The sequence below is a fragment of the Streptomyces sp. NPDC059787 genome, assembly GCF_042732315.1.
GTDB lineage: Bacteria > Actinomycetota > Actinomycetes > Streptomycetales > Streptomycetaceae > Streptomyces > Streptomyces atrovirens.
Genome location: NZ_JBHWHX010000021.1, coordinates 110570 through 137453, shown reverse-complemented (window position 1 = coordinate 137453; position 26884 = coordinate 110570). Strand labels below are relative to the sequence as shown.

Annotated in this window: 17 protein-coding genes, 1 tRNA gene and 1 pseudogene; 4 read left to right on the top strand and 15 right to left on the bottom strand. The window is 72.9% G+C overall.

Annotated elements, in window-relative coordinates; all coding sequences use genetic code 11:
• Positions 1-160: 160 nt before the first annotated feature.
• From ACFV5H_RS21360 to ACFV5H_RS21345, 4 genes are all read right to left on the bottom strand, one after another.
• Positions 161-484, bottom strand: coding sequence for a hypothetical protein (locus ACFV5H_RS21360; protein WP_385049701.1), 324 nt, complete (start codon positions 482-484; stop codon positions 161-163).
• Positions 481-849 carry a WhiB family transcriptional regulator gene (locus tag ACFV5H_RS21355; protein WP_385049698.1) on the bottom strand — a complete coding sequence of 123 codons (369 nt, stop codon included), beginning with the start codon at positions 847-849 and terminating at the stop codon, positions 481-483. The genes ACFV5H_RS21360 and ACFV5H_RS21355 overlap by 4 nt, the downstream gene beginning before the upstream one ends.
• Before the next feature lie 167 nt (positions 850-1016).
• Positions 1017-1331 (bottom strand): hypothetical protein, encoded by a 315-nt coding sequence (locus tag ACFV5H_RS21350; RefSeq protein WP_085574754.1) that lies wholly within the window; start codon positions 1329-1331, stop codon positions 1017-1019.
• Between the two features lie 163 nt (positions 1332-1494).
• A complete protein-coding gene (locus tag ACFV5H_RS21345; RefSeq protein ID WP_385196679.1) occupies positions 1495-3786 on the bottom strand; it encodes an ATP-dependent DNA helicase UvrD2 in 2292 nt (763 codons plus the stop codon).
• 102 nt (positions 3787-3888) lie between these two features.
• Between ACFV5H_RS21345 and ACFV5H_RS21340 the strand changes: the two genes are divergently transcribed.
• Positions 3889-4146, top strand: a complete 258-nt coding sequence (locus tag ACFV5H_RS21340) for a mycoredoxin (protein ID WP_073932358.1) — start codon at positions 3889-3891, stop codon at positions 4144-4146.
• A gap of 74 nt (positions 4147-4220) precedes the next feature.
• Here ACFV5H_RS21340 and ACFV5H_RS21335 read toward each other — a convergent pair.
• From ACFV5H_RS21335 to ACFV5H_RS21310, 6 genes are all read right to left on the bottom strand, one after another.
• A tRNA-Trp gene (locus tag ACFV5H_RS21335) sits at positions 4221-4295 on the bottom strand.
• An 84-nt stretch (positions 4296-4379) separates the two neighbouring features.
• Entirely contained in the window at positions 4380-5324 is a 945-nt protein-coding gene (nudC, locus tag ACFV5H_RS21330; protein WP_073932357.1) for an NAD(+) diphosphatase, read from the bottom strand.
• Between the two features lie 146 nt (positions 5325-5470).
• Positions 5471-6883: a dipeptidase gene (locus ACFV5H_RS21325; RefSeq protein ID WP_385196677.1), complete on the bottom strand. Its 1413-nt coding sequence runs from the start codon at positions 6881-6883 to the stop codon at positions 5471-5473.
• A 10-nt stretch (positions 6884-6893) separates the two neighbouring features.
• Positions 6894-10367, bottom strand: coding sequence for an ATP-dependent helicase (locus ACFV5H_RS21320; RefSeq protein WP_385196675.1), 3474 nt, complete (start codon positions 10365-10367; stop codon positions 6894-6896).
• Positions 10368-10467: 100 nt separating this feature from the next.
• A complete protein-coding gene (locus ACFV5H_RS21315) occupies positions 10468-13776 on the bottom strand; it encodes an ATP-dependent helicase (RefSeq protein ID WP_385196672.1) in 3309 nt (1102 codons plus the stop codon).
• A gap of 257 nt (positions 13777-14033) precedes the next feature.
• Positions 14034-14420, bottom strand: coding sequence for an MGMT family protein (locus tag ACFV5H_RS21310; RefSeq protein WP_385196669.1), 387 nt, complete (start codon positions 14418-14420; stop codon positions 14034-14036).
• Between the two features lie 185 nt (positions 14421-14605).
• On the opposite strand from ACFV5H_RS21310, the gene ACFV5H_RS21305 reads away from it, so the two are divergent.
• The 3 genes and pseudogenes from ACFV5H_RS21305 (at position 14606) to ACFV5H_RS21295 (ending at position 20534) form a co-directional block, all read left to right on the top strand.
• Positions 14606-17281 carry a YbhN family protein gene (locus ACFV5H_RS21305; protein WP_385049681.1) on the top strand — a complete coding sequence of 892 codons (2676 nt, stop codon included), beginning with the start codon at positions 14606-14608 and terminating at the stop codon, positions 17279-17281.
• Positions 17282-17350: 69 nt separating this feature from the next.
• Positions 17351-18893: pseudogene (locus ACFV5H_RS21300) on the top strand (alpha/beta hydrolase).
• A gap of 138 nt (positions 18894-19031) precedes the next feature.
• Positions 19032-20534 (top strand): alpha/beta hydrolase, encoded by a 1503-nt coding sequence (locus ACFV5H_RS21295; RefSeq protein ID WP_385196667.1) that lies wholly within the window; start codon positions 19032-19034, stop codon positions 20532-20534.
• Between the two features lie 71 nt (positions 20535-20605).
• Here ACFV5H_RS21295 and moeZ read toward each other — a convergent pair whose 3' ends face one another.
• The 5 genes from moeZ to ACFV5H_RS21270 form a co-directional block, all read right to left on the bottom strand.
• Positions 20606-21784 (bottom strand): adenylyltransferase/sulfurtransferase MoeZ, encoded by a 1179-nt coding sequence (gene moeZ / locus ACFV5H_RS21290; protein ID WP_217129507.1) that lies wholly within the window; start codon positions 21782-21784, stop codon positions 20606-20608.
• A gap of 63 nt (positions 21785-21847) precedes the next feature.
• Positions 21848-22603 carry a spherulation-specific family 4 protein gene (locus ACFV5H_RS21285; protein WP_385049673.1) on the bottom strand — a complete coding sequence of 252 codons (756 nt, stop codon included), beginning with the start codon at positions 22601-22603 and terminating at the stop codon, positions 21848-21850.
• Complete coding sequence (locus ACFV5H_RS21280; RefSeq protein WP_385196664.1) at positions 22591-23604, bottom strand: NAD-dependent epimerase/dehydratase family protein; 1014 nt, start codon at positions 23602-23604, stop codon at positions 22591-22593. Before ACFV5H_RS21280 ends, ACFV5H_RS21285 begins: the two co-directional genes overlap by 13 nt.
• A gap of 319 nt (positions 23605-23923) precedes the next feature.
• On the bottom strand, positions 23924-25048 hold the full coding sequence (locus tag ACFV5H_RS21275; RefSeq protein WP_385196662.1) for a hypothetical protein: 1125 nt from the start codon (positions 25046-25048) through the stop codon (positions 23924-23926).
• Entirely contained in the window at positions 25045-26721 is a 1677-nt protein-coding gene (locus tag ACFV5H_RS21270; protein ID WP_385196660.1) for a DUF3492 domain-containing protein, read from the bottom strand. Before ACFV5H_RS21270 ends, ACFV5H_RS21275 begins: the two co-directional genes overlap by 4 nt.
• Positions 26722-26884: the final 163 nt, after the last annotated feature.

Here is a 26884-nt window from a genome sequence, read left to right as displayed (position 1 = left end):
CGCGCCCCGGGGTTTCACCTCCCCCCGCCGTACTAACCCCCCCGCCCCCCCGCCCCCCCACTACCCCCCCCCGGGGGGGCGCGCCCCGAACCCCGCCCCCCCCCCCCGCGGGGAGAGCTGTGCCTCCCGCTGGGGAGGCCACCGCTTCAGGTGGGATCGGTTACTGCATGACCGCCATGGCGAGCGCGCGGCGGGCGCGCCGGGAGGCGCGCTCGGCCCGGCGCTGCATCCGGCGAGCGGTCACCAGGCCGGCGGCCTGGCGCTCCCGCTGCGCCTCCTGCAGTCGCTCGTGCATATGCGCACGGGCCAGGGCTTCTGGGATGAGTTGCATCTCTCGGGTCCTGTTCTGGCGCGAGTCGTTCGCACCGCTGGTGGTGAAGTCTTCGGTCGCGGAGCCTGCGGGCTCGTGAGCGGACGGCATCATCGGGGCCTGCTTCTGGGGGTCGTGCGTGAGGGGGCGGTCGATCGTTCCTGGGGTGTTCATGCCATGACCGGGTTCTTGCGCGGGCGGCCACGCGGCCGCTTGCGGGCGACGACAACTCCCTGGACGAACAGCTCGCCACCCCAGACGCCCCAGGGCTCACGCCGCTCCTTGGCGCCGGCGAGGCATGCCTCGATCAGCGGGCAGGTGCGGCAGAGGGACTTGGCGTACTCGACGTCCGCCGGCGACTCGGCGAAGAAGACCTCCGGGTCGTAGGAGCGGCACGGGACGGGCACGCCGAGGTTCTCGATGGCGTCGTCGAGCGCGGTGAGCGCGGTGAGCGGAGTCAAGGTCGGGTCCTCCGTGGAGCCGGGCTTGGGGATCGTGTCGGAAGGCGGTACGGACGGGACGTGCGCTTCGAGTTGCACGGTTCGTCTTCCTCGTCTGGTCGTTTCCGGCCTGTTGGCCGGGTGGCGGCTGGTACCGGGCTCTTTTCTTGTCTCGAGGCGCTTCGCTCTCCCTGCTTGAGGGAAAACAGAAGGGCCGCGGATCCCGGATGGGGTTCCGCGGCCCTGAAGGCGCCGGCCTGATCGCATCAGGCTGGATCACTCCAGGGTTCTGGCCCACGGAAGGCCCACATCAGGTGGTGCTGCGTCGTCTGCTTCCGGAATCCGGCACCGGCTGCCGCAAAGGCATAGGCCTTCGCCTGTGCCACTACCGCTTCCAGTGCCTTGGTCGGTCGCTCATCGCGCTCACGGACGGCAGGAGCCGCGGGAGCGAGGGAGGACACCAGACGTGCGGCATGGATGCCGGACAGACCGGTGCCCTGGTTCGAGGCGCCGAGCATGCACAGGGAGACGGCCGAGCGATCGGTCAGTTTGACGATGGAGCTGGTGTTGATGCTGATCACTGGACTCGCCTCCTCTCGGCGTCTAGGGGACCGGGGTGAACCGGTCCGCGGATATGCAAGTACAACACGGAATCGGGGCCTTGGAGAAGGCCGCCGTCCCCGTGCCTAAGAACCTATGGGGATTGCCGGGGCATGCGCAAACTATTTTTCCGACGAGTTCGGATCAGTCCTGATCCCGTTCCTCGTCGATTTCGCGACCTGCGCAGATGGCCAGAACATCGGCTCCGTAGCGGCCCAGCTTGCGCATCCCCACCCCGGGGATCCTGGCCAGTGCGTGCTCGTCGTCGGGGACCGTCTCGGCGATGGCCATCAGCGTCTTGTCGGTGAAGACGCAGAAGGCCGGCTGCCCGCTGCGCCCCGCCTGGCCGGCGCGCCACTCACGGAGCCGCTCGTACAGGCCCTCGTCCATGTCCGTGGGGCAGTCCTCGCAGCGCATCAGCTTCATCTCGCCCGCGTCGGTCAGCGTGCGGCCGCACACCCGGCAGCGGGCGGGGCTGCGCTGTCCGCGTCTCGGACCCGGGACGACCGAGGCGGACGCCGCCCCGAACGAACCGCGCTCCACACCTCCCGCGCCGGCCGCGCCGCTCCGGCCCGCGGCGGCGTTCGAGCCGGGGCGCACTCCGTGGAGGAAGCGGCTGGGGCGACGGTTGGGCCGGCTGCCGGGTGAACGGGAGAGCGCCCAGGAGAGCTGGAGGCGCTCACGGGCGCGGGTGACACCGACGTAGAGGAGGCGGCGCTCCTCCTCGATCTGCTCGTCGGTCTTCGCGTAGGTGATCGGCATCATGCCCTCGGCGACGCCGACCAGGAAGACGACGTCCCACTCCAGGCCCTTGGCCGAGTGCAGCGAGGCGAGGGTGACGCCCTGCACGGTCGGGGCGTGCTGGGCGCCGGCCCGCTCGTCGAGTTCGGCGACGAGGTCGGCGAGGGTGGCGCCGGGTCTGGCGGCGGCGAAGTCCTGGGCGAGATGCACCAGCGCGGCCAGTGACTCCCAGCGTTCCCGGACCGCTCCGGAACCGGCCGGCGGCTGGGTCGTCCAGCCCTCGCCCGAGAGCACGGCCCGCACCTGGGAGGGCAGGTCGGGGGCGTCGTCGAGGAGGGTGTCGTTGCCGCCGAAGCGGGCCGCGCCGCGCAGGGCGATACCGGCCTTGCGCACCTCAGGACGGTCGAAGAACCGCTCGGCGCCCCGCAGCTGGTAGGGCACGCCGACATCGGCGAGGGCCTGCTCGTAGGTCTCGGACTGGGCGTTCGTCCGGAACAGGACGGCGATCTCGCTCGCCGGGACCCCGGCGTCGATCAGCTCACGGATGCGGCGGGCGGCGCCCTCCGCCTCGGCGGGCTCGTCGGGGTACTCGGTGAAGACCGGCTCGGTCCCCGCGGCGCGCTGGGAGACCAGTTCCAGCCGGTGATCGGCGGCCCGGCCACGGGCCTGGGCGAGCAGGCCGTTCGCCAGGCGGACGACCTGGGGGGTCGAGCGGTAGTCGCGGACCAGCTTGACGACGGTGGCCCCGGGATGGCGGGTGCGGAAGTCGAGCAGATGGTCGGGTGTTGCGCCCGTGAACGAATAGATCGTCTGGCTGGCGTCGCCGACCACGCACAGGTTCTCCCGCTCGCCGAGCCACAGTTCCAGCAGCCGCTGCTGGAGCGGGCTGACGTCCTGGTACTCGTCGACGACGAAGTGCTGGTACTGGGCGCGGACCTGATCGGCGATGTCGTGCCGGTCCTGCAGGACGGCGACGGTCAGCAGCAGCACGTCCTCGAAGTCGATGACGGCGCGCTCGCGCTTGAGGTCCTCGTAGGCGGAGTAGAGCTGGGCGATCTCGGCGGGGTCACGGGGGGACTCCCGGCCGGCCTTGGCGGCGGCGGCCGCGTAGTCGGCCGGGACGGTCTGGGTGACCTTGGACCATTCGATCTCCGCGGTGACGTCCCGCAGCTCGCCCCGGTCGAGCCGGATCCGGCAGGCGGCGGCCGCGTCGGCGACCAGCTGGATCTTGCGGTCGACGAGCCGGGGCAGGGAGCCGCCGATCGCTTTCGGCCAGAAGTACTGCAACTGGCGCAGCGCCGCGGAGTGGAAGGTGCGGGCCTGGACACCGACGGCACCGAGCTGGCGCAGCCGGCCGCGCATCTCCCCGGCGGCACGGTTGGTGAAGGTGACGGCGAGCACGCTGGAGGGCTGGAGGATGCCCGCGCGCACCCCGTAGGCGATCCGGTGGGTGATCGCCCGGGTCTTGCCGGTGCCGGCGCCCGCCAGCACGCACACCGGACCCTGCAGGGCGGTGGCCACTGCGCGCTGCTCGGGGTCGAGCCCTTCGAGCACCGCGTCGGCCGAGTCCGGTACCTGCGGGAAGAGAGTGGAGTGCGTTGCTGCTGTCACACAGCCATGCTGCCAGGTCGCCGGAGACAGGCGAGCCGGTTGTCCACAGGGAGACCCCCGTAGTCGTACTAATGCGGCAGGCATCACGTGGGACACGTGCGGCCACCCGGCGGGAATGCCGGCGCTCTCCCGTACGTTCCTCCCACGACCAGGACTTCCCCGAGCCGCCGAAGGAGCGCGAGAGGCATGCAGGGCACTGTGACGATGTACAGCACCACGTGGTGCGGCTACTGCCGTCGGCTGAAGAGCCAGCTGGACCGTGAGGGCATCGCGTACACCGAGATCAACATCGAGCAGGACCCGGACTCCGCGGCCTTCGTGGAGAAGGCGAACGGCGGAAACCAGACGGTGCCCACGGTACGAGTGGTTCCCTCCGCCGGTGGCGACGAGGTCGTGATGACGAACCCGAGTCTCGCCCAGGTGAAGCAGGCTCTCGCGGTCTGACGTCCCCCGGCGCCGCGCCCCCTCCGGTCGAGGCCACCGGAGGGGGCCGACGTGTCTTCAGGGGCGCGGGAAGGCGGAACCGGCCGGATTCGAACCGGCGTCCTCGCGGTTTTGGAGACCGCGCGCGACGACCTCTGCGCTACGGCTCCGCCCGGTCCGACAGCGTAGCCGGTGCACAGGACGGAGCCCCGACGGCTTGGCGTCGGGGCTCCGTCGGAGCGCTGGGCGTCCGGTCAGAAGGCGCTGCGGGTCGGCAGGTCCTTGCCGTACCAGCGTTCGATCAGGCGGGCCGCGATCGAGATGCCGTACGGCGGGAGCACCTCGCCGGACTCGAAGGCGGCACCGAGTTCGTCGCGGGAGAACCAGCGGGCCTCGTGGATCTCGTCGCCGTCCACGTCGATCTCGGTCGAGGTGGCGCGGGCGGTGAAGCCCAGCATGAGGCTGGACGGGAAGGGCCAGGGCTGGCTGGCGACGTACTCGACCTCGCCGACGCCGATGCCGACCTCCTCGTGGACCTCGCGGCGCACCGACTGCTCGATGGACTCCCCCGGCTCGACGAATCCGGCGAGCGTGGAGAAGCGGCCCTCGGGCCAGTGGACCTGGCGGCCGAGCAGGATGCGGTCCTGGTCGTCGACCACGGCCATGATCACCGCGGGGTCGGTGCGCGGGTAGTGCTCGGCGCCGCAGGCGGGGCAGCGGCGGATGTGGCCGGCGGCGGCGATGACGGTGCGCTCACCGCAGCGGGAGCAGAAGCGGTGCAGCCGCTGCCAGTTCTCCAGGGCGACCGCGTGCACCATCAGGCCGGCCTCGCGCTGCGACAGGAGCAGTCCCGCCTCGCGCAGGCCCGCCGGGCGGGCGGAGTCGTCCATGCGGCCGGGCAGGGAGTCCTTCTGGAGGGCGAAGTAGCTGACGCCCTCGTCGTCGATGCCCAGGAAGTAGCGGTGGGCCTCGGTGAGCGGGGCCTCGAAGGACGGGGTCATGACGAGTTCGGTACGCCCGTCCGCCGCCTCGTCGATGAGGACCTGGCCGCCGGAGACCACGAAGCAGCGGGTCGAGGGGTGGCTCCACGCCGCCGCGAGCCATGCCTCGTCGAGCCGGTGGTGGGCGGCGCGGTCGATGCCGCTCGGGGCGGTGAGCGAGATGGGTCGGTCGGCGGTGTGGTCGGTCCAGGTGGTCACGGGTGCTTCCAACTCCCCCGGTGGAACGGATTGGGTCGGCGGGCGGTTCGGCGGGACGTGCGGCGGGAGGGACCGGGTCCTGCGGGGCGCGGCGGGTCCCTTCCAGTGTGCCCCGCGTGGGCGTCCGGTTCGGACGGTGTGCGAGGTCAGGGGGCGTGCCGCCAGTGCTCGGCGAGGTCGCCCCACAGGTACGCGCTGGTCTCGACGCCTTTGAGGAGCAGGTCCAGGTCGACCTTCTCGTTGGGGGCGTGCCAGCCGTCGGACGGGACGGAGATGCCGAGGAACAGCACCGGTGCGCCGAGGACGTCCTGGAGGTCGGCGGCCGGTCCGGAGCCGCCCTCGCGGGTGAAGCGGACGGGTGTGCCGAAGGCGCGGCCCATCGCGCGGACCACGGACTGCAGGGCCGGGTGGTCCAGTGGCGTCAGGCAGGGGCGGGTGGCGGGGCTGAAGGTGATCTCGTGGCGGATGCCGTCGGGCAGCTGTCCGGGCACCCAGGCGCCGACGGCCTCGCGCACGTGCTCGGGGTCCTGGCCGGCGACGAGGCGGAAGGACAGCTTCACCATGGCGGAGGACGGGATGATCGTCTTGCTGCCGGGGCCCTGGTAGCCGCCGCCGATGCCGTTGACCTCGGCGGTGGGGCGGGCCCAGACGCGCTCCAGGGTGCTGTATCCGGCTTCGCCGCGGGTGCCGTGGGACCTGGCGGTGCGCAGCCACCGCTCCTCGTCGAAGGGCAGCTCGGCGAAGAGTTCGCGTTCGCGGTCGGTGAGCTCGACGACACCGTCGTAGAAGCCGGGGATCGCCACGCGCGCGTGCTCGTCGTGCAGGGCGGCCACCAGGCGGGCGGCGGCGGTGGCCGGGTTGGGCACCGCGCCGCCGAAGGAACCGGAGTGGATGTCCTGGTCGGGTCCGTACAGCCGGATCTCGCACTCGGCGAGGCCGCGCATGCCGGTGCACACGGTGGGGGTGTCCTCGGACCACATGCCGGTGTCGGAGACGATCACGGCGTCGGCGGTGAGCCGGTCCGCGTGCTGTTCGACGAGCTCGCGGAAGTGCGGGGAGCCGGATTCCTCCTCGCCCTCGATCAGCAGTTTCAGGTGGACGGCCGGGGTGGTGCGGCCGGTGGCGGCGAGGTGGGCCCGGACGCCGAGGGTGTGGAAGAACACCTGGCCCTTGTCGTCGGCCGCGCCGCGCGCGTAGAGGCGGTCGTCCCGGACGACGGGTTCGAAGGGCTCGCTGTCCCAGCCGTCCTCGCGGGCCGCGGGCTGCACGTCGTGGTGGCCGTAGACCAGCACGGTGGGCGCCTCGGGGTCGGCGGAGGGCCATTCGGCGTAGACGGCCGGGGCGCCGGGGGTGGGCCAGACCTCGGCGGTCGGGAAGCCGGTCTCCTTGAGTTTGGCGGCGAGCCAGTCGGCGCTGTGGCGCACGTCGGGCGCGTGGTCGGGCTGGGCCGAGACGGACGGGATGCGCAGCCACTCGGTGAGGTCGTCGAGGAAGGCGACGCGGTGCTGTGCGATGTACGTACGGACGGCGCTGACGGCGGTGTCAACGGGCTGGCTCATGTCCTCGAGCCTATCGGCCCGCGCCGGTGTCCTCGGAGTGCGGTATCTCACCGGGCGGCTCCCCGAGCAGCAGCCGCTCCAGCTCCGCGCGGCCGGGCAGGGGGTCGGGGCGGACGATCTCACCGGTGCGTACGTACAGGAACGCGGTCGTGACGGTCTCCGGGGGGACGCCCTGCTGTTCGGCCCAGGCGAGCCGGTAGACGGCGAGCTGGAGTGGGTCGGCGGTGCGGTCGCGGCCGGTCTTCCAGTCGACGATCTCGTACGTCGTCCCGTCCCCGTCGTCCTTCCGGTAGACGGCGTCGATGCGGCCGCGGACGACGCGGCCGGCGATCGACAGCTGGAAGGGGGCTTCCACGCGGTGGGGGGTGCGGTGGGCGTACTCGGTGCGTTCGAAGGCCTCCTTGAGGGCCTCCAGGTCGCGTTCGTCGGAGATCTCGGCGTCACTGCCGGGCAGCTCGTCCGGGTCGAGCATGGGCAGGGTCAGTTCCTCGAAGCGTGCCTCGACCCAGGCGTGGAAGCGGGTGCCGCGGCGCGCGGCGGGCTGCGGCGGGCGGGGCATGGGGCGGGCCAGTTCCTGGGCGAGGCCGTCCGGGTCGGCGGCCAGGCGCAGTAGCTGGGAGGCGGTCAGCGAGGCGGGCAGCCGCACCTCGGTGACGCTCTCGCGGAGGTGCAGGAGCTCTCCGGTGAGGGCGTCGAGGTCGCGGTCCCAGGAGGCGACGGTGCGGGCCTCTTCGGGGGTGAGACGGGGGCGCGGCGGGTGGGCCGGCTCCGCCGGGCCGGGGTGTGCGGTGGGTTCCGGGGCCGTCGCCTGGTGCGGGACGGTGGGGCGGTCGGTGCTCCAGGAGTCCCAGTCGTCCGGGCCGGCGTCCGCGAAGGGGTCCTCCTCGGGGAGGGGGTCCTCGTCGTCGGGCGGCGGCGGCCAGTCCGGGTCGTCGTGGGTGTCGGGGTCGTGCACGGCCGTGGCGGGGCCGTCCGGGTGGGTGGCGAGGCGGTGGAGGTGGGTGAGGACGGTGTCGGCGGCCGCGCGGCGGCGGGCGAGGGCGGCGTCGTCGAGGGGCAGGGGCCAGACCTGATCGTCGCCGGCCCGGTGCAGGGCGGGGTTCTCCTCGCCCTCGGCGGGCTCGTCGGCCCATGCCTCGATCTCGCCGTGTCCGGCGGCGCAGTGCGCGTAGAGGGCGTGGAGGAAGTCGGAGGGGCCGCGCGGTTTCTTCTGGCTGGGCCCCCACCAGTGGCCGGAGCCGAGGAGCAGGGAACGGGGGCGGGTGAAGGTGACGTAGCCGAGGCGGAGTTCCTCGGTGTGCTGGTGTTCCTTCATGGCCTCGTGGAAGGCCTTCAGGCCGCGGGAGTCCCAGGACTCGACGTCGGGCAGGGTGTCGGCGTCGCCTCGCAGTCCGTGCGGCAGCACCTTGCCCTGCGCGGTCCACTTCTCGCGGCCCTGGCTGCTGGGGAAGGTGCCGGTGACCAGTCCGGGGACGGCGACGACGTCCCATTCGAGGCCCTTGGACTTGTGCGCGGTGAGGACCTTGACGGTGTTCTCGCCGCCGGGCAGCGCGTTGTCGAGGCCCTTCTCGTACTGGGCGGCGGTGCGCAGGAAGGCGAGGAAGGCGAGCAGGGTGGCCTCGTTGTCGCCGGCGGCGAAGGACGCGGCGATGTCGAGGAAGTTGGAGAGGGTCTCGCGCCGGCGGGCGGCCAGGGCGTGCGGGGACGCGGAGAGTTCGACCTCCAGGCCGGTGACGGCGAGGACGCGGTGCAGGACGTCCATGAGGGGGTCGGCGAGGGAGCGGCGCAGGTCGCGCAGTTCGGTGGCCAGGCGGGCGAAGCGTACGCGGGCGTCCGGTGAGAAGGGCAGGCCGTCGTCGTCCCCGCGGCCGTCCAGCGGTGTCTCCAGGAAGGTGTCGAGGGCGTCGGCGAGCGAGATCACCTCGGCCGGGTCGACGCCCTCGACGGCTTCGGCGAGCCGCCGGTCGGGGTCGTCGTCGCCGTCCACGCGCGCGTGGGAGACGAGCCGTCGTGCGCGCCGCCCCAGCAGGGCGAGGTCGCGGGGGCCGATGCGCCAGCGCGGGCCGGTCAGCAGTCGTACGAGGGAGGCGTTGGCGCCGGGGTCCTGGAGGACCTCGCAGACGGCGACGAGGTCGGCGATCTCGGGCAGGTGCAGCAGCCCGGACAGGCCGACCACCTCGACGGGGACGTCCCTGGCGACCAGGGCGCCCTGGATCTCGGCGAAGTCGCCGGCCGTGCGGCACAGCACGGCGATCTCGCCGGGTGCCTTGCCTGTGTTCACGAGGTGGGCGACGGAGTCGGCGATCCAGTCGATCTCCTCCGCGTGGGTGGGCAGCAGGGCGCAGCGGACGGTGCCGTCGCGTTCGGCGCCGGGGGCCGGGCGGAGGGCCTCCACGCCCGCGTGCATGGCGCGCAGCGGCTCGGCGAGGCCGTTGGCGAGGTCGAGGAGGCGGCCACCGCTGCGGCGGTTCTCGCTGAGCGACTGGCGGGTGGCGGGGCGGCCGTCGGCGTGGGCGAAGTGTTCGGGGAAGTCGTCGAGGTTGGCGACGGAGGCGCCGCGCCAGCCGTAGATCGCCTGGCAGGGGTCGCCGACGGCGGTCACGGGGTGGCCGGTGCCGCCGCCGAACAGTCCGGCCAGCAGGACGCGCTGGGCGACGGAGGTGTCCTGGTACTCGTCGAGGAGGACCACGCGGAACTCGTCGCGCAGGACGCGGCCCACCTCGGGGAGGGCGGCGAGCCGGGCGGACAGGGCGATCTGGTCGCCGAAGTCGAGCAGGTCGCGTTCGCGTTTGGCGGCCCGGTAGCGCAGCACGAGGTCGGCGAGCTCGCGTCGCGCGGCGGCCGCCTCGGGGACCTTGCGCAGGTCGGCGTTGGTGAGTCCGGTGTTCTCCAGGGTGCGCAGCAGTTCGGCGTCGTGGGCGCGCAGGTCCTCGGGCCGTACGAGGTGTTCGGCGAGCTCGCCGTCGAGGGTGAGGAGGTCGCCGACCAGGTCGGGGAAGGAGCGGGTGAGCGCCGGGTAGAGGCCGGGGGCCTCGCGCAGGACCCGCGCGGCGAGCTGGTAGCGGGTGGCGTCGGCGAGGAGGCGGGAGGTCGGTTCGAGGCCGACGCGCAGTCCGTGGTCGGTCAGGAGGCGGCCGGCGAAGGCGTGGTACGTGGAGATCACGGGCTCGCCCGGGGGGTTGTCCGGGTCGATGGCGTCGGGGTCGGTGACGCCGGCCTTGACCAGTGCCTTGCGGACGCGTTCGGCGAGTTCCCCGGCGGCCTTGTTGGTGAAGGTGAGGCCGAGTACCTGTTCGGGGGCGACCTGGCCGGTGCCGACCAGCCACACCACGCGGGCCGCCATCACCGTCGTCTTGCCCGACCCGGCTCCGGCCACGATCACCTGCGGGGCGGGCGGCGCGACGATGCAGGCCGTCTGCTCCGGAGTGAACGGGATACCGAGGAGCTCCTTGAGCTGATCGGCGTCGGTGATACGTGCGGGCACACGCAGAATCTAGCGGCGGACACTGACAGCGGGGGCCGTCAGAGCGCTCCGGGAGCGGAGAACCGCAGGTCGGCACGGGTGGTGCGATGCGTCACTCCGGTCACTCGACCACGTGCCGGCCCTCGGGCCGGGCGCTGCACGAGGCCCGGAACGCGCAGTGGGCGCAGTGCTGGCCCGCGGTCGGGCCGAACCGTTCGTCGAGGACCTTCCCGGCGGCCGTGGCCAGCAGATCGCCGATCCACTCCCCCTCCGGCGGCTCCTGGGCCTGCACCTTGGGCAGGGTCTCGCCGCCGTCCCGCTTGGCGGCTCCCTGGCGCAGCTGGACGAGCTCGGCGCCGCCCGGTTCCGGGCGCGCGCCGTCGAAGACGTCGTCGACGGCGCCTTCCCCGACGGCGAGCTGGTAGACGGCGAGCTGGGGGTGGCGCTCCACCTCCTTGGCGCTGGGCGCCTGTTTGCCGGTCTTGAAGTCGACGACGTACGCGCGTCCCTCGCCGTCGGTCTCGACGCGGTCCATCTGGCCGCGGATGCGGACCTCGTAGTCGCCCGCTTCGAGGGTGACGTCGAAGTCGTGCTCGCTGGCCACCGGGGTGCGTCCGGCGCGGTCCATGACGTGCCACTTCAGGAAGCGTTCGAGCGCCACGCGCGCGTGCTCCTTCTCCTGCGCCGACTTCCACGGCGCGTCGAAGGCGAGCGCGTTCCACACCGAGTCGAGGCGCTCCATGAGGACGGCGAGGTCGGCGGGGGTGTGCCCGGAGGCCACCTCGTCGGCGAGGACGTGCACCACGTTGCCGAAGCCCTGGGCGGCGGTCGCGGGCGCGTCGGCCTTCACCTCACGGCCCAGGAACCATTGCAGGGCGCAGGTGTTGGCGAGCTGGTCGAGGGCGCTGCCGGAGAGCACGACGGGCTGGTCGCGGTCGCGCAGCGGCACCTTGCTCGCCGTGGGTTCGAACATGCCCCACCAGCGGTAGGGGTGCGCGGCCGGCACCAGGGGGCGGCCGTCCTCGTCGGCGAGCGCGGCGAGCCGGGCCAGCCGCTGGGCGGCGGCCTCCCGCAGGGTGTCGGAGACCCGGGGGTCGACCGTCGTGGCGCGCAGTTCGGCGACGAGCGCGGCGACGGCCAGGGGGCGGCGCGGGCGCCCGGTGACGTCCTTGGGCTCGACGCCGAGTTCGGTCAGGAAGCGGGAGGGCTGGTCGCCGTCGTCGGCGGGTGCCTTCACGGCCGTCACGACGAGCCGTTCACGCGCGCGCGTGGCCGCGACGTAGAACAGGCGGCGTTCCTCGGCGAGCAGCGCGCCGGGAGTCAGCGGTTCGGCGAGTCCGTCGCGGCCGATGCGGTCGGCCTCCAGCAGGGAGCCGCGGCGGCGCAGGTCCGGCCACAGGCCCTCCTGGACGCCGGCCACGACGACCAGGCGCCACTCCAGGCCCTTGGAGCGGTGCGCGGTCATCAGGCGCACGGCGTCGGGGCGGGCGGCGCGCCGGGTGAGGGTGTCGGCGGCGATGTCCTGGGCCTCGATCTCCTCCAGGAAGTTCAGGGTGCCCCGGCCGCCGGTGCGTTCCTCCGCGCGGGCGGCGGTCGCGAACAGCGCGCACACGGCGTCGAGGTCCCGGTCGGCGTTGCGGCCGGCCGCGCCGCCGCGCCGGACGGCGCGCTCCAGGCGCCCGGGCCACGGTGTGCCGTCCCACAGGTCCCACAGGGCCTCCTCGGCCGTACCGCCGCCCGCCAGGCGCTCGCGGGCGCGGCGCAGCAGGCCGCCGAGACGCTGGGCGCCCCGCGCGTAGACGGGGTCGTGCACGGCCAGCCGCTCCGGTTCGGCCAGCGCACGCGCGAGCAGTTCGTCCGAGGGCGGCGGCAGCGGGTTGCCCCCGGCCCGCTCCTCCTCGCGCAGGGCCCGTCCGAGGCGGCGCAGATCGGCGGCGTCCATGCCGGCGAGGGGGGAGGTGAGCAGGGTGAGGGCGGTTTCGGTGTCGAGCCAGCACGGTTCCGCTTCGGGGCCGGGCCCCGCGGCCTCCCGGTCGTCCGCCTCCGCCGCCGCCACCGCGCGCAAGGCCGTCAGCAGCGGGGCCACCGCGGGTTCGTGGCGCAGCGGCAGGTCGTTGCCGTCGACGTCCACGGGGACGCCCGCCGAGGTGAGCGCGCGGCGGACGGCGGGGAGGGTGCGGGCGCCGGCCCGGACCAGGACGGCCATGTCCTTCCAGGGAACGCCGTCCTCCAGGTGCGCGCGGCGCAGGATGTCGGCGATGTTGTCCAGCTCCGTGCCGGACGTCGGGTACGTGTACACCTCGACCCGGCCGCCGTCCCGGTCCGGGGTCAGCTCCCGGTGGGCGCGGACCTTCTCGGCGGGCAGGCGGGGCAGCGGCATGCGCCGGGTCACCCGCCGGGTCGCCTCCAGCAGGGCGGCGCCGGAGCGCCGGGAGGTGCGCAGCACCTCGACCGGGGCCGGACGGCCGTCCGCGCGGGGGAAGGTGTGCGGGAACTCCAGGATGCCGCCCACGTCCGCGCCCCGGAAGGCGTAGATCGACTGGTCGGGGTCGCCGAAGGCGACGAGGGTGCGGCCGCCGGCCAGGGCACGCAGCAGCCGTACCTGGGCGGGGTCGGTGTCCTGGTACTCGTCGACGTAGACGGCGTCGTACCGCGCGGCCAGCCGCCCGGCGATCTCCGGGCGGCCGGCGAGGAGCACCGCGCGGTGGACCAGTTCGGCGTAGTCGAGGACGCCCTGCAGGTCGAGGACGTCGAGGTACTCGGCGAGGAAGGCGGAGGCGGCGCGCCAGTCGGGGCGCCCGATGCGGCGGGCGAAGGCGTCCAGGGCCCCGGGGCCGAGACCCAGCTCGCGGCTGCGGGCGAGCACCGCGCGGACCTCGTCGGCGAAGCCGCGGGTGGTCAGACAGGCGCGCAGCTCGTCCGGCCAGCGCACATGGGCGAGCCCGAGCCGCTCCAGGTCCACCTGGCCGGCGAGCAGCTCGCGGACGGTGACGTCCTGCTCGGGGCCCGACAGCAGCCGCAGCGGTTCCACGAAGAGGTCGCTGTCCTGGTGGGCGCGGATCAGGGCGTAGCAGAACGAGTGGAAGGTGGTCGCCTGCGGAGCGCGCGCGGCCCCGATGCGCAGGGCCATGCGGTCGCGCAGCTCGACGGCCGCCCTGCGGCTGAACGTCAGCACCAGGATCCGCTCGGGGTCCCCGCCACGGGCGATCCGCGCGGCCACGGACTCGACCAGGGTGGTGGTCTTGCCGGTACCCGGACCTGCGAGAACGAGCAGCGGGCCGGTCGTGTGCTCAACCACGGAGCGCTGCGCGGCGTCCATGTGAGGGGGATTCACCCGAGCGGGCGGGGTACGCACCAGTCGATAAGCGCCACGGTTCCCCCGCCGCACCTGGGGGTGCGACAGGCCGCTGGTGGAGGAAGAGGAGCTCACGTGGTTCGCCGGTCCTGGTGGGTGTGCTGTGGGGCCGTTCGCCGCGCGTGCGGGGCGGTGGGCGCGGGGTGAAGGGGGCACGCGCGGCCGACGCTACGCCGGCGAAAAGCGCGGAAGCAGGCTTTCCGCTTCTTCCCTCCGGGCACTCCGGCCGCACATGTCCCTTGCCTCACGAACGTACGTCATGCCACGAATGTGCCCCGCATCACCTTGAGGGACCAGAGGTCACACGACGGCGTGCGCGAGGGCGGAAGCTGTCAGGTGTGACCTTCGGTGTGTCCTCCGCCGTCCCACCGCGCGCGCCTCATGTCGAGGCGCGGCACATGGCCCTCCGCGGCCCGGCCCGCCTCCCTCAGGGGCGTGCCCTCCGCGCGGTAGTGGCCGAGGGCTCTCAGCTCGTGGCCCGGCAGCAGCACGCCGTCCGCGCGGACGACACGCCACCACGGAACCGCTCCCCCGTACAGGGCCATCACACGTCCGACCTGCCGGGGACCGCCCTCCCCCAGCCACTCGGCCACGTCCCCGTACGTCATGACACGTCCCGGCGGGATCAGCTCGGTCACCTCCAGGACCCGCTCGGCGTACTCGGGCAGGGCGTCCGGGTGCTCCGGGCCGCCGTCGGACGGAAGGCTCTCCTGACTCATCCGGCCCATCCTGCCCCACCCCACCGACAACGTGACGCGCTCGCGCGCATGCGCACGGCTCGCCCCGGAGTGGCGCTTCGGGCAGACTGTGCGGCCCGCGTTCTGACCCTGATGCCCCCTTGTACCGGTACGGCATGCCACCATCGTGCGGGCGGTGACTGGTGATACAAGATCGAGAAGAGACGATGAAGCAGCAGGGCGCGCACCCCGAGGACACGGAGGGCACCCCTGACGCCTCGTCGCGCCCGGACACCGCCGCCCCCGAGACGGCGCACATCGACGAGGTGGAGGGCGACGAACCGCTGCTCCCCGCGCGGGTGCACCGCCCGTCCGACCTCATGCGGCTCCTGGCGGGCGTGCTCGCCGTCGTGGTGCTGCTGGCGATCGCCGCGTTCGCCCACGGCACCACCTCGGGCCTGGAACAGGACATCAACAAGGGCACCGGGCAGGCGCCCGACCTGCTCATCAAGATCGCGGGCCTGGCCTCCAGCATCGCGATCCTCCTGGTCCCGGTGGCCTTCGCCATCGAGCGGCTGATCAAGCGGGACGGGCTGCGGATCGCCGACGGCGTGCTCGCCGCCGTCCTCGCGCACGGTGTGACACTCGCCACCGACCTGTGGGTCGCGCGTGCCGCTCCGGACTCGATCCAGGAAGCGCTCACCCAGCCCTCCCCCGGCGACATCCACGCCCTGACCGACCCGGTGCACGGCTATCTGGCCCCGGTGATCGCGTACATGACGGCCGTCGGGATGTCCCGCAGACCCCGGTGGCGCGCGGTGCTGTGGGTGGTGCTGCTCCTCGACGCCTTCTCGATGCTCGTCACCGGGTACACCACACCGTTCTCGATCATCCTGACGGTCCTGATCGGCTGGACCGTCGCCTACGGCACCCTCTACGCGGTCGGTTCGCCCAATGTGCGCCCCACCGGCCGCACCCTGATGGCGGGCCTGCGCACCGTCGGCTTCCGCCCCGTGACCGCGTCCCGGGTGGAGTCCGGCGACGCCTCCGAGGCCGGGGACCGGGGACGCCGGTACTTCGTCACCCTGGAGGACGGTCCGCCGCTGGACGTCACCGTGGTCGACCGTGAGCAGCAGGCGCAGGGATTCTTCTACCGCGCGTGGCGCAATCTGGCCCTGCGCGGCTTCGCCACCCGCAGCAGCCTGCAGTCGCTGCGCCAGGCACTGGAGCAGGAGGCACTGCTGGCCTACGCGGCCATCGCGGCCGGCGCCAACGCCCCCAAGCTGATCGCGACCTCCGAACTCGGCCCCGACGCGGTGATGCTCGTCTACGAGCACAGCGGCGGGCGCACCCTCGACTCGCTGCCGGACGAGGAGATCACCGACGAACTGCTGCGCGACACCTGGCACCAGGTACAGGCCCTGCAGTCCCGCCGTATCGCGCACCGCCGGCTGGTGGGCGACGCCATCCTGGTGGATCGTTCCGGCACGGTGATCCTCACCGATCTGCGCGGCGGCGAGATCGCGGCCGGTGATCTGCTGCTGCGCATGGACACCTCCCAGCTGCTGGTGACCCTGGGTCTCAGGGTGGGCGCCGAACGCGCGGTGGCCTCCGCCCTGAACGTCCTCGGCCCCGACACCGTGGCGGACTGTCTGCCGATGCTCCAGCCCATCGCGCTGAGCCGCTCCACGCGCGGGACGCTGCGGCAGCTGGCCCGGGAACGGGCGGAACGCGAACGTGAGGCGGTCCTGGAGGCCTACCGGCAGTCCAAGCCGGCCCGTGCGGAGCACGGCGCCCACCAGGTCGTGCTCGACAAGCCCGACAAGAAGGCCGTACGCGCGGAGCAGCGGGCCGAGAAGCGGGCCGTCGACGAAGCCATGGAGGAGGCGCGAGAGGAGGACCTGCTCACCCAGATCCGGCACGAGGTGCTGCGGATCAGGCCGCAGGCCCCGGTGGAACCGGCCCGCCTGGAACGGGTCCGGCCGCGGACCCTGATCAGTTTCATCGCCGGTGCGATCGGCGCGTACTTCCTGCTGACGCAGCTCACCCACATCGAGTTCGGCCCGCTGATCGAGAACGCGGAGTGGGGCTGGGTGGCCGCGGCGGTGCTGTTCTCGGCGGCCAGTTACGTCGCGGCGGCCATGGCCCTGCTCGGGTTCGTGCCCGAGCGGGTGCCGTTCGTGCGGACCGTGGCGGCACAGGTCGCCGGGTCGTTCGTGAAGATCGTCGCCCCGGCCGCGGTGGGCGGCGTCGCCCTGAACACGCGGTTCCTCCAGCGCGCGGGGGTGCGGCCGGGGCTCGCGGTGGCGAGCGTCGGCGCGTCGCAGCTCTTCGGGCTCGGCTGCCACATCCTGATGCTGCTGTCCTTCGGCTACCTCACCGGCACCGAGAAGACGCCCTCCCTCTCGCCGTCCCGCACGGTGATCGGGGGCCTGCTGACGGTGGCGGTGCTGGTGCTCGTGGTGACCTCGGTGCCGTTCCTGCGGAAATTCGTCGTCACGCGCGTGCGGTCGCTCTTCGCGGGTGTCGTGCCGCGCATGCTCGACGTGCTGCAGCGGCCGCAGAAGCTGATCACCGGCATCGGCGGCATGCTGCTGCTGACGGCCTGCTTCGTGATGTGCCTGGACGCCTCGATCCGGGCGTTCGGCGACGAGACGACCTCGGTCAGCATCGCCAGTGTCGCCGTCGTCTTCCTCGCCGGCAACGCACTGGGGTCGGCGGCCCCGACACCGGGCGGCGTCGGGGCGGTCGAGGCGACCCTCACGGTCGGTCTCATCGCGGTCGGGCTCCCCAAGGAGGTCGCCGCGCCGGCGGTGCTGCTCTTCCGGCTCCTGACGCTCTGGCTGCCGGTACTGCCGGGCTGGCTGGCCTTCAACCACCTCACCCGCAAGGCGGCCTTGTGAACGAGGGCCCCTTACCTCGTACGGCCCGTGTCCCGCGCGTCCCGCTCCGGGCAACCGCAGGATGGGACCATGCCCCGCCGCCCCCTCCGTCCGCGTGCCGCCGCCCTGACCGTCTGCGCCGTACTGCTGCCCGTGCTGCGGTGAGGACGACGACAAGGCCGAGGACCTGACGGAGCAGCAGCTCGACTGGAAGGACTGCCCGGCTCCGTCCGAGGCGCAGGGCGGGGGCCCCGCCCCGTCGCCCCTGCCCGGCGGCCGGGGTGAGTGGGGCTGCGCCACCATGAAGGCGCCGCTGGACTGGGACGACCCCGAGGGCGACACCATCGGCATCGCGCTGATCCGGGCCAGGTCGAGCGGCGGGGCGAGCGAACGCATCGGCTCGCTGGTCTTCAACTTCGGCGGCCCGGGCGGCTCCGGCGTCACCGCCCTGCCCGCGTTCGGCGAGGACTACGCGACCCTGCGCACCCGCTACGACCTGGTGAGCTTCGATCCCCGCGGGGTCGGCCGCAGCGCACCCGTGACCTGCCTGGACGACCAGCGGCTCGACGCGTACCTCCAGCAGGACGCCACCCCCGACGACGACGCCGAGCGCACGGAACTCCTGGACAGTACCGAGAAGTTCAACGCGGCCTGCGAGAAGAACTCCGAGCGGGTGCTGCCGCATGTGCGCACCACGGACGCCGCCCGTGACCTGGATCTGATGCGCCAGGTCCTCGGTGACGGGAAACTGCACTACTTCGGCATCTCCTACGGCACCGAACTCGGCGGCGTCTACGCCCACCTGTTCCCGCAGAAGGTGGGCCGCGCGGTGTTCGACGCGGTCGTCGACCCCACGGAGAACGCGGAACAGGGCTCGCTCGCACAGGCGCGGGGTTTCCAGCTCGCACTCGACAACTACGCCGAGGACTGCGTCTCGAGGACCGAGGAGTGTCCCGTCGGCGACAGCGCGCAGGACGTGAAGGACCGTATCGCCAGGCTGCTGAAGAACCTCGACCGCACACCCGTCCCCGGCGTCTTCCCACGCGAACTGACCCAGACCGCCGCGACCAACGGAATCGTGCAGGCCCTGTACTCCCAGGACTTCTGGGAGTTCCTCACCGACGGCCTCGAGCAGGCGTACGACGGTGACGGGACGATCCTGATGGTGCTCTCCGACTCGATGAACGGGCGCGACGAGAACGGCGAGTACAGCAACCTCGTCCCGGCCAACGTGGCCATCAACTGCGCCGACGACCGACCCCGCTACACCCCTGAGGACGTGGAGCGCCGGCTGCCCGGGTTCCGGGCCGCCTCCCCGCTGTTCGGGGAGTACCTGGCATGGGGAATGGTCGGCTGCACCGACTGGGCGGTGCCCGGGGCCGCCGAGCATCCTGATGTCCACGCCCCCGGCGCGGCTCCGATCCTGGTGATCGGCAACACCGGCGACCCGGCCACCCCGTACGAGGGGGCGCGCAGGATGGCGCGGGCACTCGGTGAGGGCGTGGGTGTGGAGCTGACGTACAAGGGGCAGGGGCACGGGGCCTACAACAGCGAGAACGCGTGCGTACAGGACGCGGTGCACGGCTACCTCCTGGACGGAAAGGTGCCGGCGTCCGGGACCGTCTGCTCGTGAACGGGCCTACGGTTCACCACATAATTGCAGGTCAGAGCGTTATCCACAGGCCGCCCCGGCGAACGGCGGATCTGCCTACCATGGCCTGACCGCCATCCGCGGCACGGTGCGGACGGCCAGCGAGGGGGGAAGTGGCACATGATCCGTTTCACACGGTGGACGGCCCTGACGGTCGCCGCCGCGCTGCTGACGGCCGGCTGCAGCGGCGACGGCTCGTCGGACGACGGCTCCGGCAACGACGACGGCAGGAGCGGCGGGACGGCACTCGACTGGGGGCGCTGCCAGGCCTCCGAGGACGCTCCCGCACCGGACGAGGAGTGGCAGTGCGCCACCCTCAGGGTGCCTCTGGACTGGTCGAAGCCGGACGGCTCCACGATCGGGCTCGCGCTGATCCGGGCCGAGGCCACGGGCGACGACCGCCTGGGCTCACTGCTGTTCAACTTCGGCGGGCCGGGCGGGTCCGGCGTGTCGATGATGCCGTCCTACGCCGCCACGGCCTCCGAGCTGCGCGAGCGGTACGACCTGGTGAGCTTCGATCCGCGCGGGGTCGCCGCCAGCGAGGGAGTCCGCTGCCGCGACGACAAGAGCATCCAGGCCGCCGAGTCGTCGGTGGACGGCACCCCGGACACACCGGCCGAGGAGCGGACGTTCCTCCAGGACGCCACCGACTTCGGCAAGGGCTGCCAGGACGTCGCCGGGAAGCTGATGGCCCATGTCTCGACCACCGACACCGCTCGCGACATGGACCGCATCCGGCAGGCCCTCGGCGACGACCGGCTGAACTACTTCGGCATCTCCTACGGCACCGAGCTGGGCGGTGTCTACGCCCATCTGTTCCCGAAGAAGGTGGGACGGATGACGCTCGACGCGGTGGTCGACCCCAGCGCCGACACCGTGGGCCACGCCAAGAACCAGACCCGGGGCTTCCAGACGGCCCTCGACAACTACCTGAAGTCCACCGGGCGGGACCCCGAGGAGGGTTCGCGGGAGATCGCGGAGCTGCTGGAGCGGATCGACTCCGACCCGCTGCCGACGTCGTCGTCCGGGCGCGAGCTGACGCAGACGCTGGCACTGACCGGCATCATCCTGCCGCTGTACAGCAAGACCAGCTGGCCGGTGCTGACCAGCGCGCTGGAGGCGGCCGAGGAGGGCGACGGCACGGAGCTGCTGGCGCTGGCCGACAACTACAACGAACGCGACGCCTCGGGGAGCTACGGCACGACGACCCACTCCCAGCGGGTCATATCGTGCCTGGACGACAAGCAGCGGCCGACCCTGGAGGAGGCGAAGGAGCTGCTGCCCGAGTTCGAGGAGCTCTCGCCCGTGTTCGGGTCCTTCCTCGGCTGGGACACGGCCGGCTGGTGTCACGACTGGCCGGTGCCCGGCCAGTTCGACACCCCGGAGGTGAGCGCGCCGGGCTCGGCGCCGGTCCTGGTCGTGGGCAACACCGGCGACCCGGCCACGCCGTACGAGGGCGCCCGGAAGATGGCGGACGAGCTGGGCGAGGACGTCGGTGTGGTGCTCACCTGGAAGGGCGAGGGCCATGGCGCGTACGGCAGCGGGAGCGACTGTGTCGACTCCACGGTGGACGCGTATCTGCTGGACGGCACGGTGCCCGAGGACGGCAAGGTCTGCTCATGACGACGACGGGGGCTCCGCGCACTCGTGGTGCCCGGAGCCCCCGCGTCGGCTCGTGTTCGTACCGGGGTCGGTCAGTAGACCGGCTTCTCCGGCTCGATCTGGTTGACCCAGCCGATCACGCCGCCGCCCACGTGGACGGCGTCGGCGAAGCCCGCGGACTTCAGGACGGCGAGGACTTCCGCACTGCGGACACCCGTCTTGCAGTTCAAGACGATCTTCTTGTCCTGCGGCAGGCTCTCCAGGGCGTTGCCCATGAGGAACTCGTTCTTGGGGATCAGGCGGGCGCCCGGGATGGACACGATCTCGAACTCGTTCGGCTCGCGGACGTCGATGAGCTCGATGCTCTCGCCGTCGTCGATCCACTCCTTGAGCTGCTTGGGAGTGATCGTGGAGTCGACCGCCGCCGCCTGGGCCTCCTCGGAGACGACGCCGCAGAAGGCCTCGTAGTCGATGAGCTCGGTGACGGTCGGGTTGTCGCCGCAGATCGCGCAGTCGGGGTCCTTGCGGACCTTGACCTGGCGGTACTGCATCTCCAGGGCGTCGTAGATCATGAGCCGGCCGACCAGCGGCTCACCGATGCCGGCGAGCAGCTTGATCGCCTCGTTGGCCTGGATGGAGCCGATGGACGCGCACAGCACGCCCAGGACGCCGCCCTCGGCGCAGGAGGGGACCATGCCGGGGGGCGGGGGCTCCGGGTAGAGGCAGCGGTAGCAGGGGCCGTGCTCGGACCAGAAGACCGACGCCTGGCCGTCGAAGCGGTAGATCGAGCCCCACACGTACGGCTTGTTCAGCAGCACGCAGGCGTCGTTGACCAGGTAGCGGGTCGCGAAGTTGTCCGTGCCGTCGACGATCAGGTCGTACTGGCTGAACAGGTCCATCACGTTGTCGGCCTCGAGCCGCTCCTCGTGGAGGACCACGTTCACGTACGGGTTGATGCCCTTGATCGTGTCACGCGCGGACTCGGCCTTGGGGCGGCCGATGTCGGACTGGCTGTGGATGATCTGGCGCTGCAGGTTCGACTCGTCGACCTCGTCGAACTCCACGATGCCGAGCGTGCCCACGCCCGCCGCGGCCATGTACATCAGACCGGGCGAGCCCAGGCCGCCGGCGCCCACAAAGAGCACCTTGGCGTTCTTCAGCCGCTTCTGCCCGTCCATGCCCACGTCGGGGATGATCAGGTGGCGGGAGTACCTGCGGACCTCGTCTACGGTGAGCTCGGGGGCCGGCTCGACCAGGGGTGGCAACGACACGGGGACTCCGTTGGTCGGTCAATCACTACGGTTGTTCTTCGCCTAACAGTGCCATGGCCTTTTTCATTCCGAGACACCCGTTCCGATAAGCGAGACGATGTCGTCCCAGTAGCCGGGCAGGGGCTCCCAGGGGGCGGTGCGGGCACGGTGCCCCGTGTGGTGGGTGTGGTCCGTGAAGTAGATCGTCGCGGCGCCCTGCCAGCGGGCGATGCGCAGGGCCTCGTCCAGGTGCGGGCGGGGCACTCCGTGCACGAAGTGGCAGAAGCGTTCGGGCGGGTGGTCGGCGGTCCACTCCGCCACCTGCGACCAGCGGTAGTCGTTCCACGGGCCGGAGAAGGTGACCAGCTGGTCGGCGTGTTCGGCGTATCCCGGATACGGGTGGGTGCCGTGGCCGAGGACGATGTGGGCGTCATGGAGCGCCCGGAGTGTGGTGATCGTGCGCCGGATCTCGGGCAGTGCGGCGCGGTCGGCGGGACAGCGGTCCAGCAGGAAGCCGTCGACCTGGTACCAGTCCATGAAGCGGTGGGCGTCCGAGAGCACCTCGCCGAACGTACGGAGGCCGTACGCCGTGTCGAGGCGGCCGAGGACACGGACACCGGCGTTGCGGAGACGCCCGGCCGCTTCCAGGCACCGCGGGTCGGGTTGGGTGCCGGGGCCGTCGGCCACGTCGAGGACGACCCAGTGCAGAGGGATGCCCGGGCGGGTGAGTTCGCTCCACTCGGTCGGAGCGACGAGGGGGTGCGCAAGGCCGGGAACGCCGAAGCCCGTACGGACGTCGGTGCTCGCCGTACCGGCTTTGACGCTGGTCAGATACGGCATGCCGCCTCCATCCAGATGTCGGCGAGGGACTCCTCGAGGTTGATCCGGGGGCGCCAGCCGAGGCGGTCGCGGGCGGTGCGGACGTCGGCCTGCTGCCAGTTGCCGCAGCCGTCGGGGTACGGGAAGGCGACGGGGGTGGTGTGGTGGTCGACGTCGGGGCGGGGGTGGCCGATCGTGGTGCGGACGGAGGTGGTGGGGTGAGGTGTGTGGGCGGGGTGGGGTACGTGCGGTGGGTGCAGGCCCGGGGGGGTGTCCAGTTCGTTGAGGGCGCCGCCGTAGCCGGCCACCCTGGCGAGGATTCCGGCGGCGTCACGGAGGCGGACGGCGCGGCCCGAGCCGATGTTGATGACGCCCTGCGCGGCGGAGAGGGAGGCGGCGTGGACGGCGCGGGCCACATCGCGGACGTCGACGAAGTCCCGTTGCGCTCCGAGACCGCCGAGCTTCAGCTCGCTGTCGCCGGACTGCATGGCACGGCGCATCGCCTCGGCGAGGCGGCCGAGGGGGGAGCCGGCGGGGGTGCCGGGGCCGACGGGTGAGAAGACCCGGAGGACCACGGCGTCCAGGCCGGAGCCGAGGACCAGCTCGGTGGCGGCGAGTTTGCTGACGCCGTAGGGGCCGCCGGGGCGGGGGACGGCGTCCTCCGCCGTGGACGAGCCGAGCTGGCTGGGGCCGTACTCCGAGCCGCAGCCGATCTGTACGAGCCGTGCGCCGCAGCCGCTGCGGCGCAGGGCCTCGCAGACGGTGGCCACGGCGACGGTGTTGTGCCGGGTGAGTTCGCGGGCGCCGCCTCTCGTGGTGCCGGCGCAGTTGACCACCACGCCGGGGTGGACGGCGTCGAGGAAGCGGGTGAGGGCGCCGGGGCTGCCGGTGGCGAGGTCGAAGCGGACGTCGGCGTCGTCGCCGCGGCCGAGGGCGGTGAGCTGGACGGCGGGGTCGGCGAGGAGGCGGTCGGCCACGAAGCGGCCGATGTAACCGTTGGCTCCGATCAGGAGGACTCTCATCGGGCGACTCCTTCGGCGTCCGGGGTGGTCATGTGGGGTTCTCCTTCGGGTGCGTTTCCTGTGGCGCAAGCGCCTGACGTCGGTGGGCGGGGCGGGGTCGCCGGCGACTGCGGCCCGCCGACGCCTCGGTCGTGGGCTGCGCGGCCCGGCGCTTGTGGGGCGCCCTGCGTGGGTGTGGGCCGGGGGTGGGTTGCGCGGCCCGGTGTTTGCAGGGTGCCGTCGCGCCCACCCGTGTCGCCCTGGGGGCATCTCCCAGGCCCTTGAGGCACCGGGGGAGGCACGACTACCCGCGGGGGCGGGGGGTGCTGGGCCCGCGTTCTCACCGCGGTTGCTCCGGGCTGATGTGCGCCGAAGCCCGGGCGAGTTTGCGGGAGGCGTGGATCAGCAGGGCCAGTGCCGCTGTCCCGCAGGTGAGGGTGGGGAGGGCGGCGGGGTTCCAGACCGCGATCAGGGTCTGGACCGGGGTGGCCAGGGCGTCGCAGCCGGGGAGCCGGGCCGCGAAGAGCGTGGCCAGGGCCGTCGCCTGAGTGGTCGCCGTGACCGTGAGGATCACCTTCGGCGCGTGGGTGAAGCCGTGGATCGTGAGGAGGCGGGCCAGGAAGAGGAGGCCGCCCAGGGCGAGTGTCGGGGGCAGGGCGAGGGGCGCGTCGAGGAGCGCGGACGTCGCGGTGAGCAGAACGGCCACCGCACCCAGGAACAGGACGAACACGCCGATGAGTGCGGGTCGCACGGAAGCCGAGAAGTCCTCCAGACCACGGCTCGACGCCAGCCTGCGGCGGACCCGGGCGGCGAAGAGGTGGGCCGTCCAGGCGGCGGGCGCGCAGGACAGGGCGAGCGCCACGACCGGGGCGACGGTGAGCGGCCAGTCACCCTCCGCCGTGCCGTCGGGTAGACCGTCGGGGCCGCCGGTGACCGCCGTACCGAGCAGGCCGTCGCCCAGGAGGGCGTAGCCGAGGAGCCAGCAGGTCCAGGACGCCGTGGCGGAGCGGGGCGGGATGTCGGAACGGGCGCTCAGCGGGCCCCGGCGCAGTGCCGCGCGCAGGGCGAGGGTGACGGCCAGGATGCCGGTGGCCGCCGCGTAGAGGCGGGGCTGGCCGTGGGTGAGGCGCAGGGCGATCACCGTCGCCACGCACAGGGTGCCGGGGAGCAGGGTGAGAACGGTCCAGCCGGCGCGTGACCTCGGACCCGTGGCGGCCGGGGCGGGCCGAGGCGGTGTGTCGTCGCGGGGGACCCTGGCGTAGAGCTCCTCCGCGAGGGAGAAGACGTCGCGGTGGCGGAAGCGGGCGGCGGTCCGGTCGGTGATGCCGTGGGCCTCCAGGCCCGCCGCGATCTCCAGGGGGTCCACCGCCTGTTCGCACAGGTCGCGGTGGCGGTGCAGCAACGCCTTGACCGGGTCGGCCGCGCCGGGCGGAGTGCTGCGGTTCAGTTCACCGAGGTCGGTCATCGGGCTGTCTCCGTCGCGGGTACCGGGGTGTCCATGGCCCACGTGGGGACGGCGCGGGGGGCGGGGTCGGTCCAGTGGCCGGGGACGTGGGCCTCGGCGGGGGTGGCGAAGGGCAGGGGGTCGCCGGTGCCGTCGAGGAGGGGACGACGGACCGGTGTGCGCGCGACGATCTCCAGGTAGATGCCGTGGAAGGCGGAGATGTTCTGGTCGACGGTGAACAGCTCGAGTGCGCGGGCGCGCGCGGCGGCACCGAGGCGTACGCGGCGCTCGGGGTCGCGCAGCAGGGAGACGCACGCCTCGGCGAGCGCCCGCGGATTGCGCGGTGGTACGACGAGACCGGTGCCGCCGATGGCCTCCACGACCGCGCCGACGTCCGTGGAGACCGTCGCGCGCCCGCAGAGCATCGCCTCGACGAGGCCGGCCGGGAAGCCCTCGACGACGCTGGAGAGGACGGTCACGGCGCCCGAGGCGTACGCGTCGGCGGGGGTGGGCAGCTCCGGGCCGCCGATCCGCTCGAAGGACACCGGGTTGGCGCCCACGGAGTGCGGGCCCTCGGCCTCGTCCGGGAAGAGCTGCGCGGCCAGTGCCTCGCAGTGACCGAGGTAGGCGGCGCCCTCCGGGTCCGCCGGGGTGCCGATGATCCGCAGCCGGGTCCTCGGCTCCTCCTTGCGGATCTCCGCGAAGGCGTGCAGCAGCGAGACCAGGTCCTTGGCGGGCTCCACCCGGCCGACCCAGACGAGGGTGTGAGGGTCCGCGCTCTCCGGGGACTCCCCCGCCTCCGCGAAGGGCGCGGCGTCCATGCCGGGGTACACCGTGCGGAGCTTCGCCCGGTCGGCGCCGCAGCGCTCCTGCCAGCGGCGGGCATGCGTGTTGCCCGGTGTGATGAACACGGCCCGGCGGTAGGTCTCGGCGGCGAGCCTGCCGTGGAAGGCGGCGAGCAGGGAGCGGACCGCGGGTGAGGCGTCCGGGCGGGTGAGGTAGTGCGTCCGCAGGCGTACGCCGTACTCGGTGACGAGGAGGGGAACGCCGAAGAAGTGGTGGGCGAGCAGGCCGGGAAGGGCCGTCACCCCGCCGGCGGCGGCGTGGCACAGGTCCACCGCGCCCAGCCCGTCCTCCTCGTACCAGTCGAGCGAGAGGGGGCGCAGGGCGCGCTCCAGGTGTGCGGCGACGGCCAGCAGATCGGGTACGCGGGCCTCACGCGCCGTCCGCAGGGCGCCGGGCGCGCGACAGGCGCGCTCCAGGGCGCGTACGGCCGTCTCGGAGCGGAGTGCGGCCACCAGACCGCCTTCGTCGCGGGCGAGTTCGGCGAGGCCCCGGAGCGCGGTGGCGAAACGGTCCGCCTCAGGTGTCGCAGGGCCCGGGTCGGGGGCGGTGGGGTCCGTCGCGGCGCAGAGGGCGGCGGCCAGTTCGCCGTAGTGCTCCGAGAAGCGCCGGCGTGCGCGACGGCCGTACACCACCCCGTCGTCCTCGGCCGCCCACAGCGGTGCGGTGCGGACCCGGCCGACCTGGGGCGGCAGCGGGACCCAGCCCGCGTCCTCCTGGGCTTCGCCGCTGCTGAACGCGTAGACGTCGAACTCGTGTCGGTCGAGTCCGCGTACCAAGCGGTCGCACCAGAGTCCGCCCTCACCGCCCACGTACGGATAACCACCCTCCGTAAGCAGTCCGATGCGCACGTGTGCACCCCCGATCTCCCGTATGGGGAGCCGCCGTTGGTCCGGCGGCTCGCAGCGGGACGAACGTATGCGGACAAGGAGGTGGGGGGGTTGACGGGTTGCGCTAACGCCCCCACAAGGGGGGGCAGGGGGGATCTTTACCCGGGGGGGGGGGCTAGCCGCC

Bases quoted from the DNA above. Each gene is read 5' to 3' on its own strand.
- ACFV5H_RS21360 (WP_385049701.1), bottom strand. From the start codon at position 484: ATGAACACCCCAGGAACGATCGACCGCCCCCTCACGCACGACCCCCAG.
- ACFV5H_RS21345 (WP_385196679.1), bottom strand. From the start codon at position 3,786: ATGCCTGCCGCATTAGTACGACTACGGGGGTCTCCCTGTGGACAACCG.
- ACFV5H_RS21340 (WP_073932358.1), top strand. From the start codon at position 3,889: ATGCAGGGCACTGTGACGATGTACAGCACCACGTGGTGCGGCTACTGC.
- ACFV5H_RS21325 (WP_385196677.1), bottom strand. From the start codon at position 6,883: ATGAGCCAGCCCGTTGACACCGCCGTCAGCGCCGTCCGTACGTACATC.
- ACFV5H_RS21310 (WP_385196669.1), bottom strand. From the start codon at position 14,420: ATGAGTCAGGAGAGCCTTCCGTCCGACGGCGGCCCGGAGCACCCGGAC.
- ACFV5H_RS21305 (WP_385049681.1), top strand. From the start codon at position 14,606: ATGAAGCAGCAGGGCGCGCACCCCGAGGACACGGAGGGCACCCCTGAC.
- ACFV5H_RS21295 (WP_385196667.1), top strand. From the start codon at position 19,032: ATGATCCGTTTCACACGGTGGACGGCCCTGACGGTCGCCGCCGCGCTG.
- ACFV5H_RS21285 (WP_385049673.1), bottom strand. From the start codon at position 22,603: ATGCCGTATCTGACCAGCGTCAAAGCCGGTACGGCGAGCACCGACGTC.
- ACFV5H_RS21280 (WP_385196664.1), bottom strand. From the start codon at position 23,604: ATGAGAGTCCTCCTGATCGGAGCCAACGGTTACATCGGCCGCTTCGTG.
- ACFV5H_RS21275 (WP_385196662.1), bottom strand. From the start codon at position 25,048: ATGACCGACCTCGGTGAACTGAACCGCAGCACTCCGCCCGGCGCGGCC.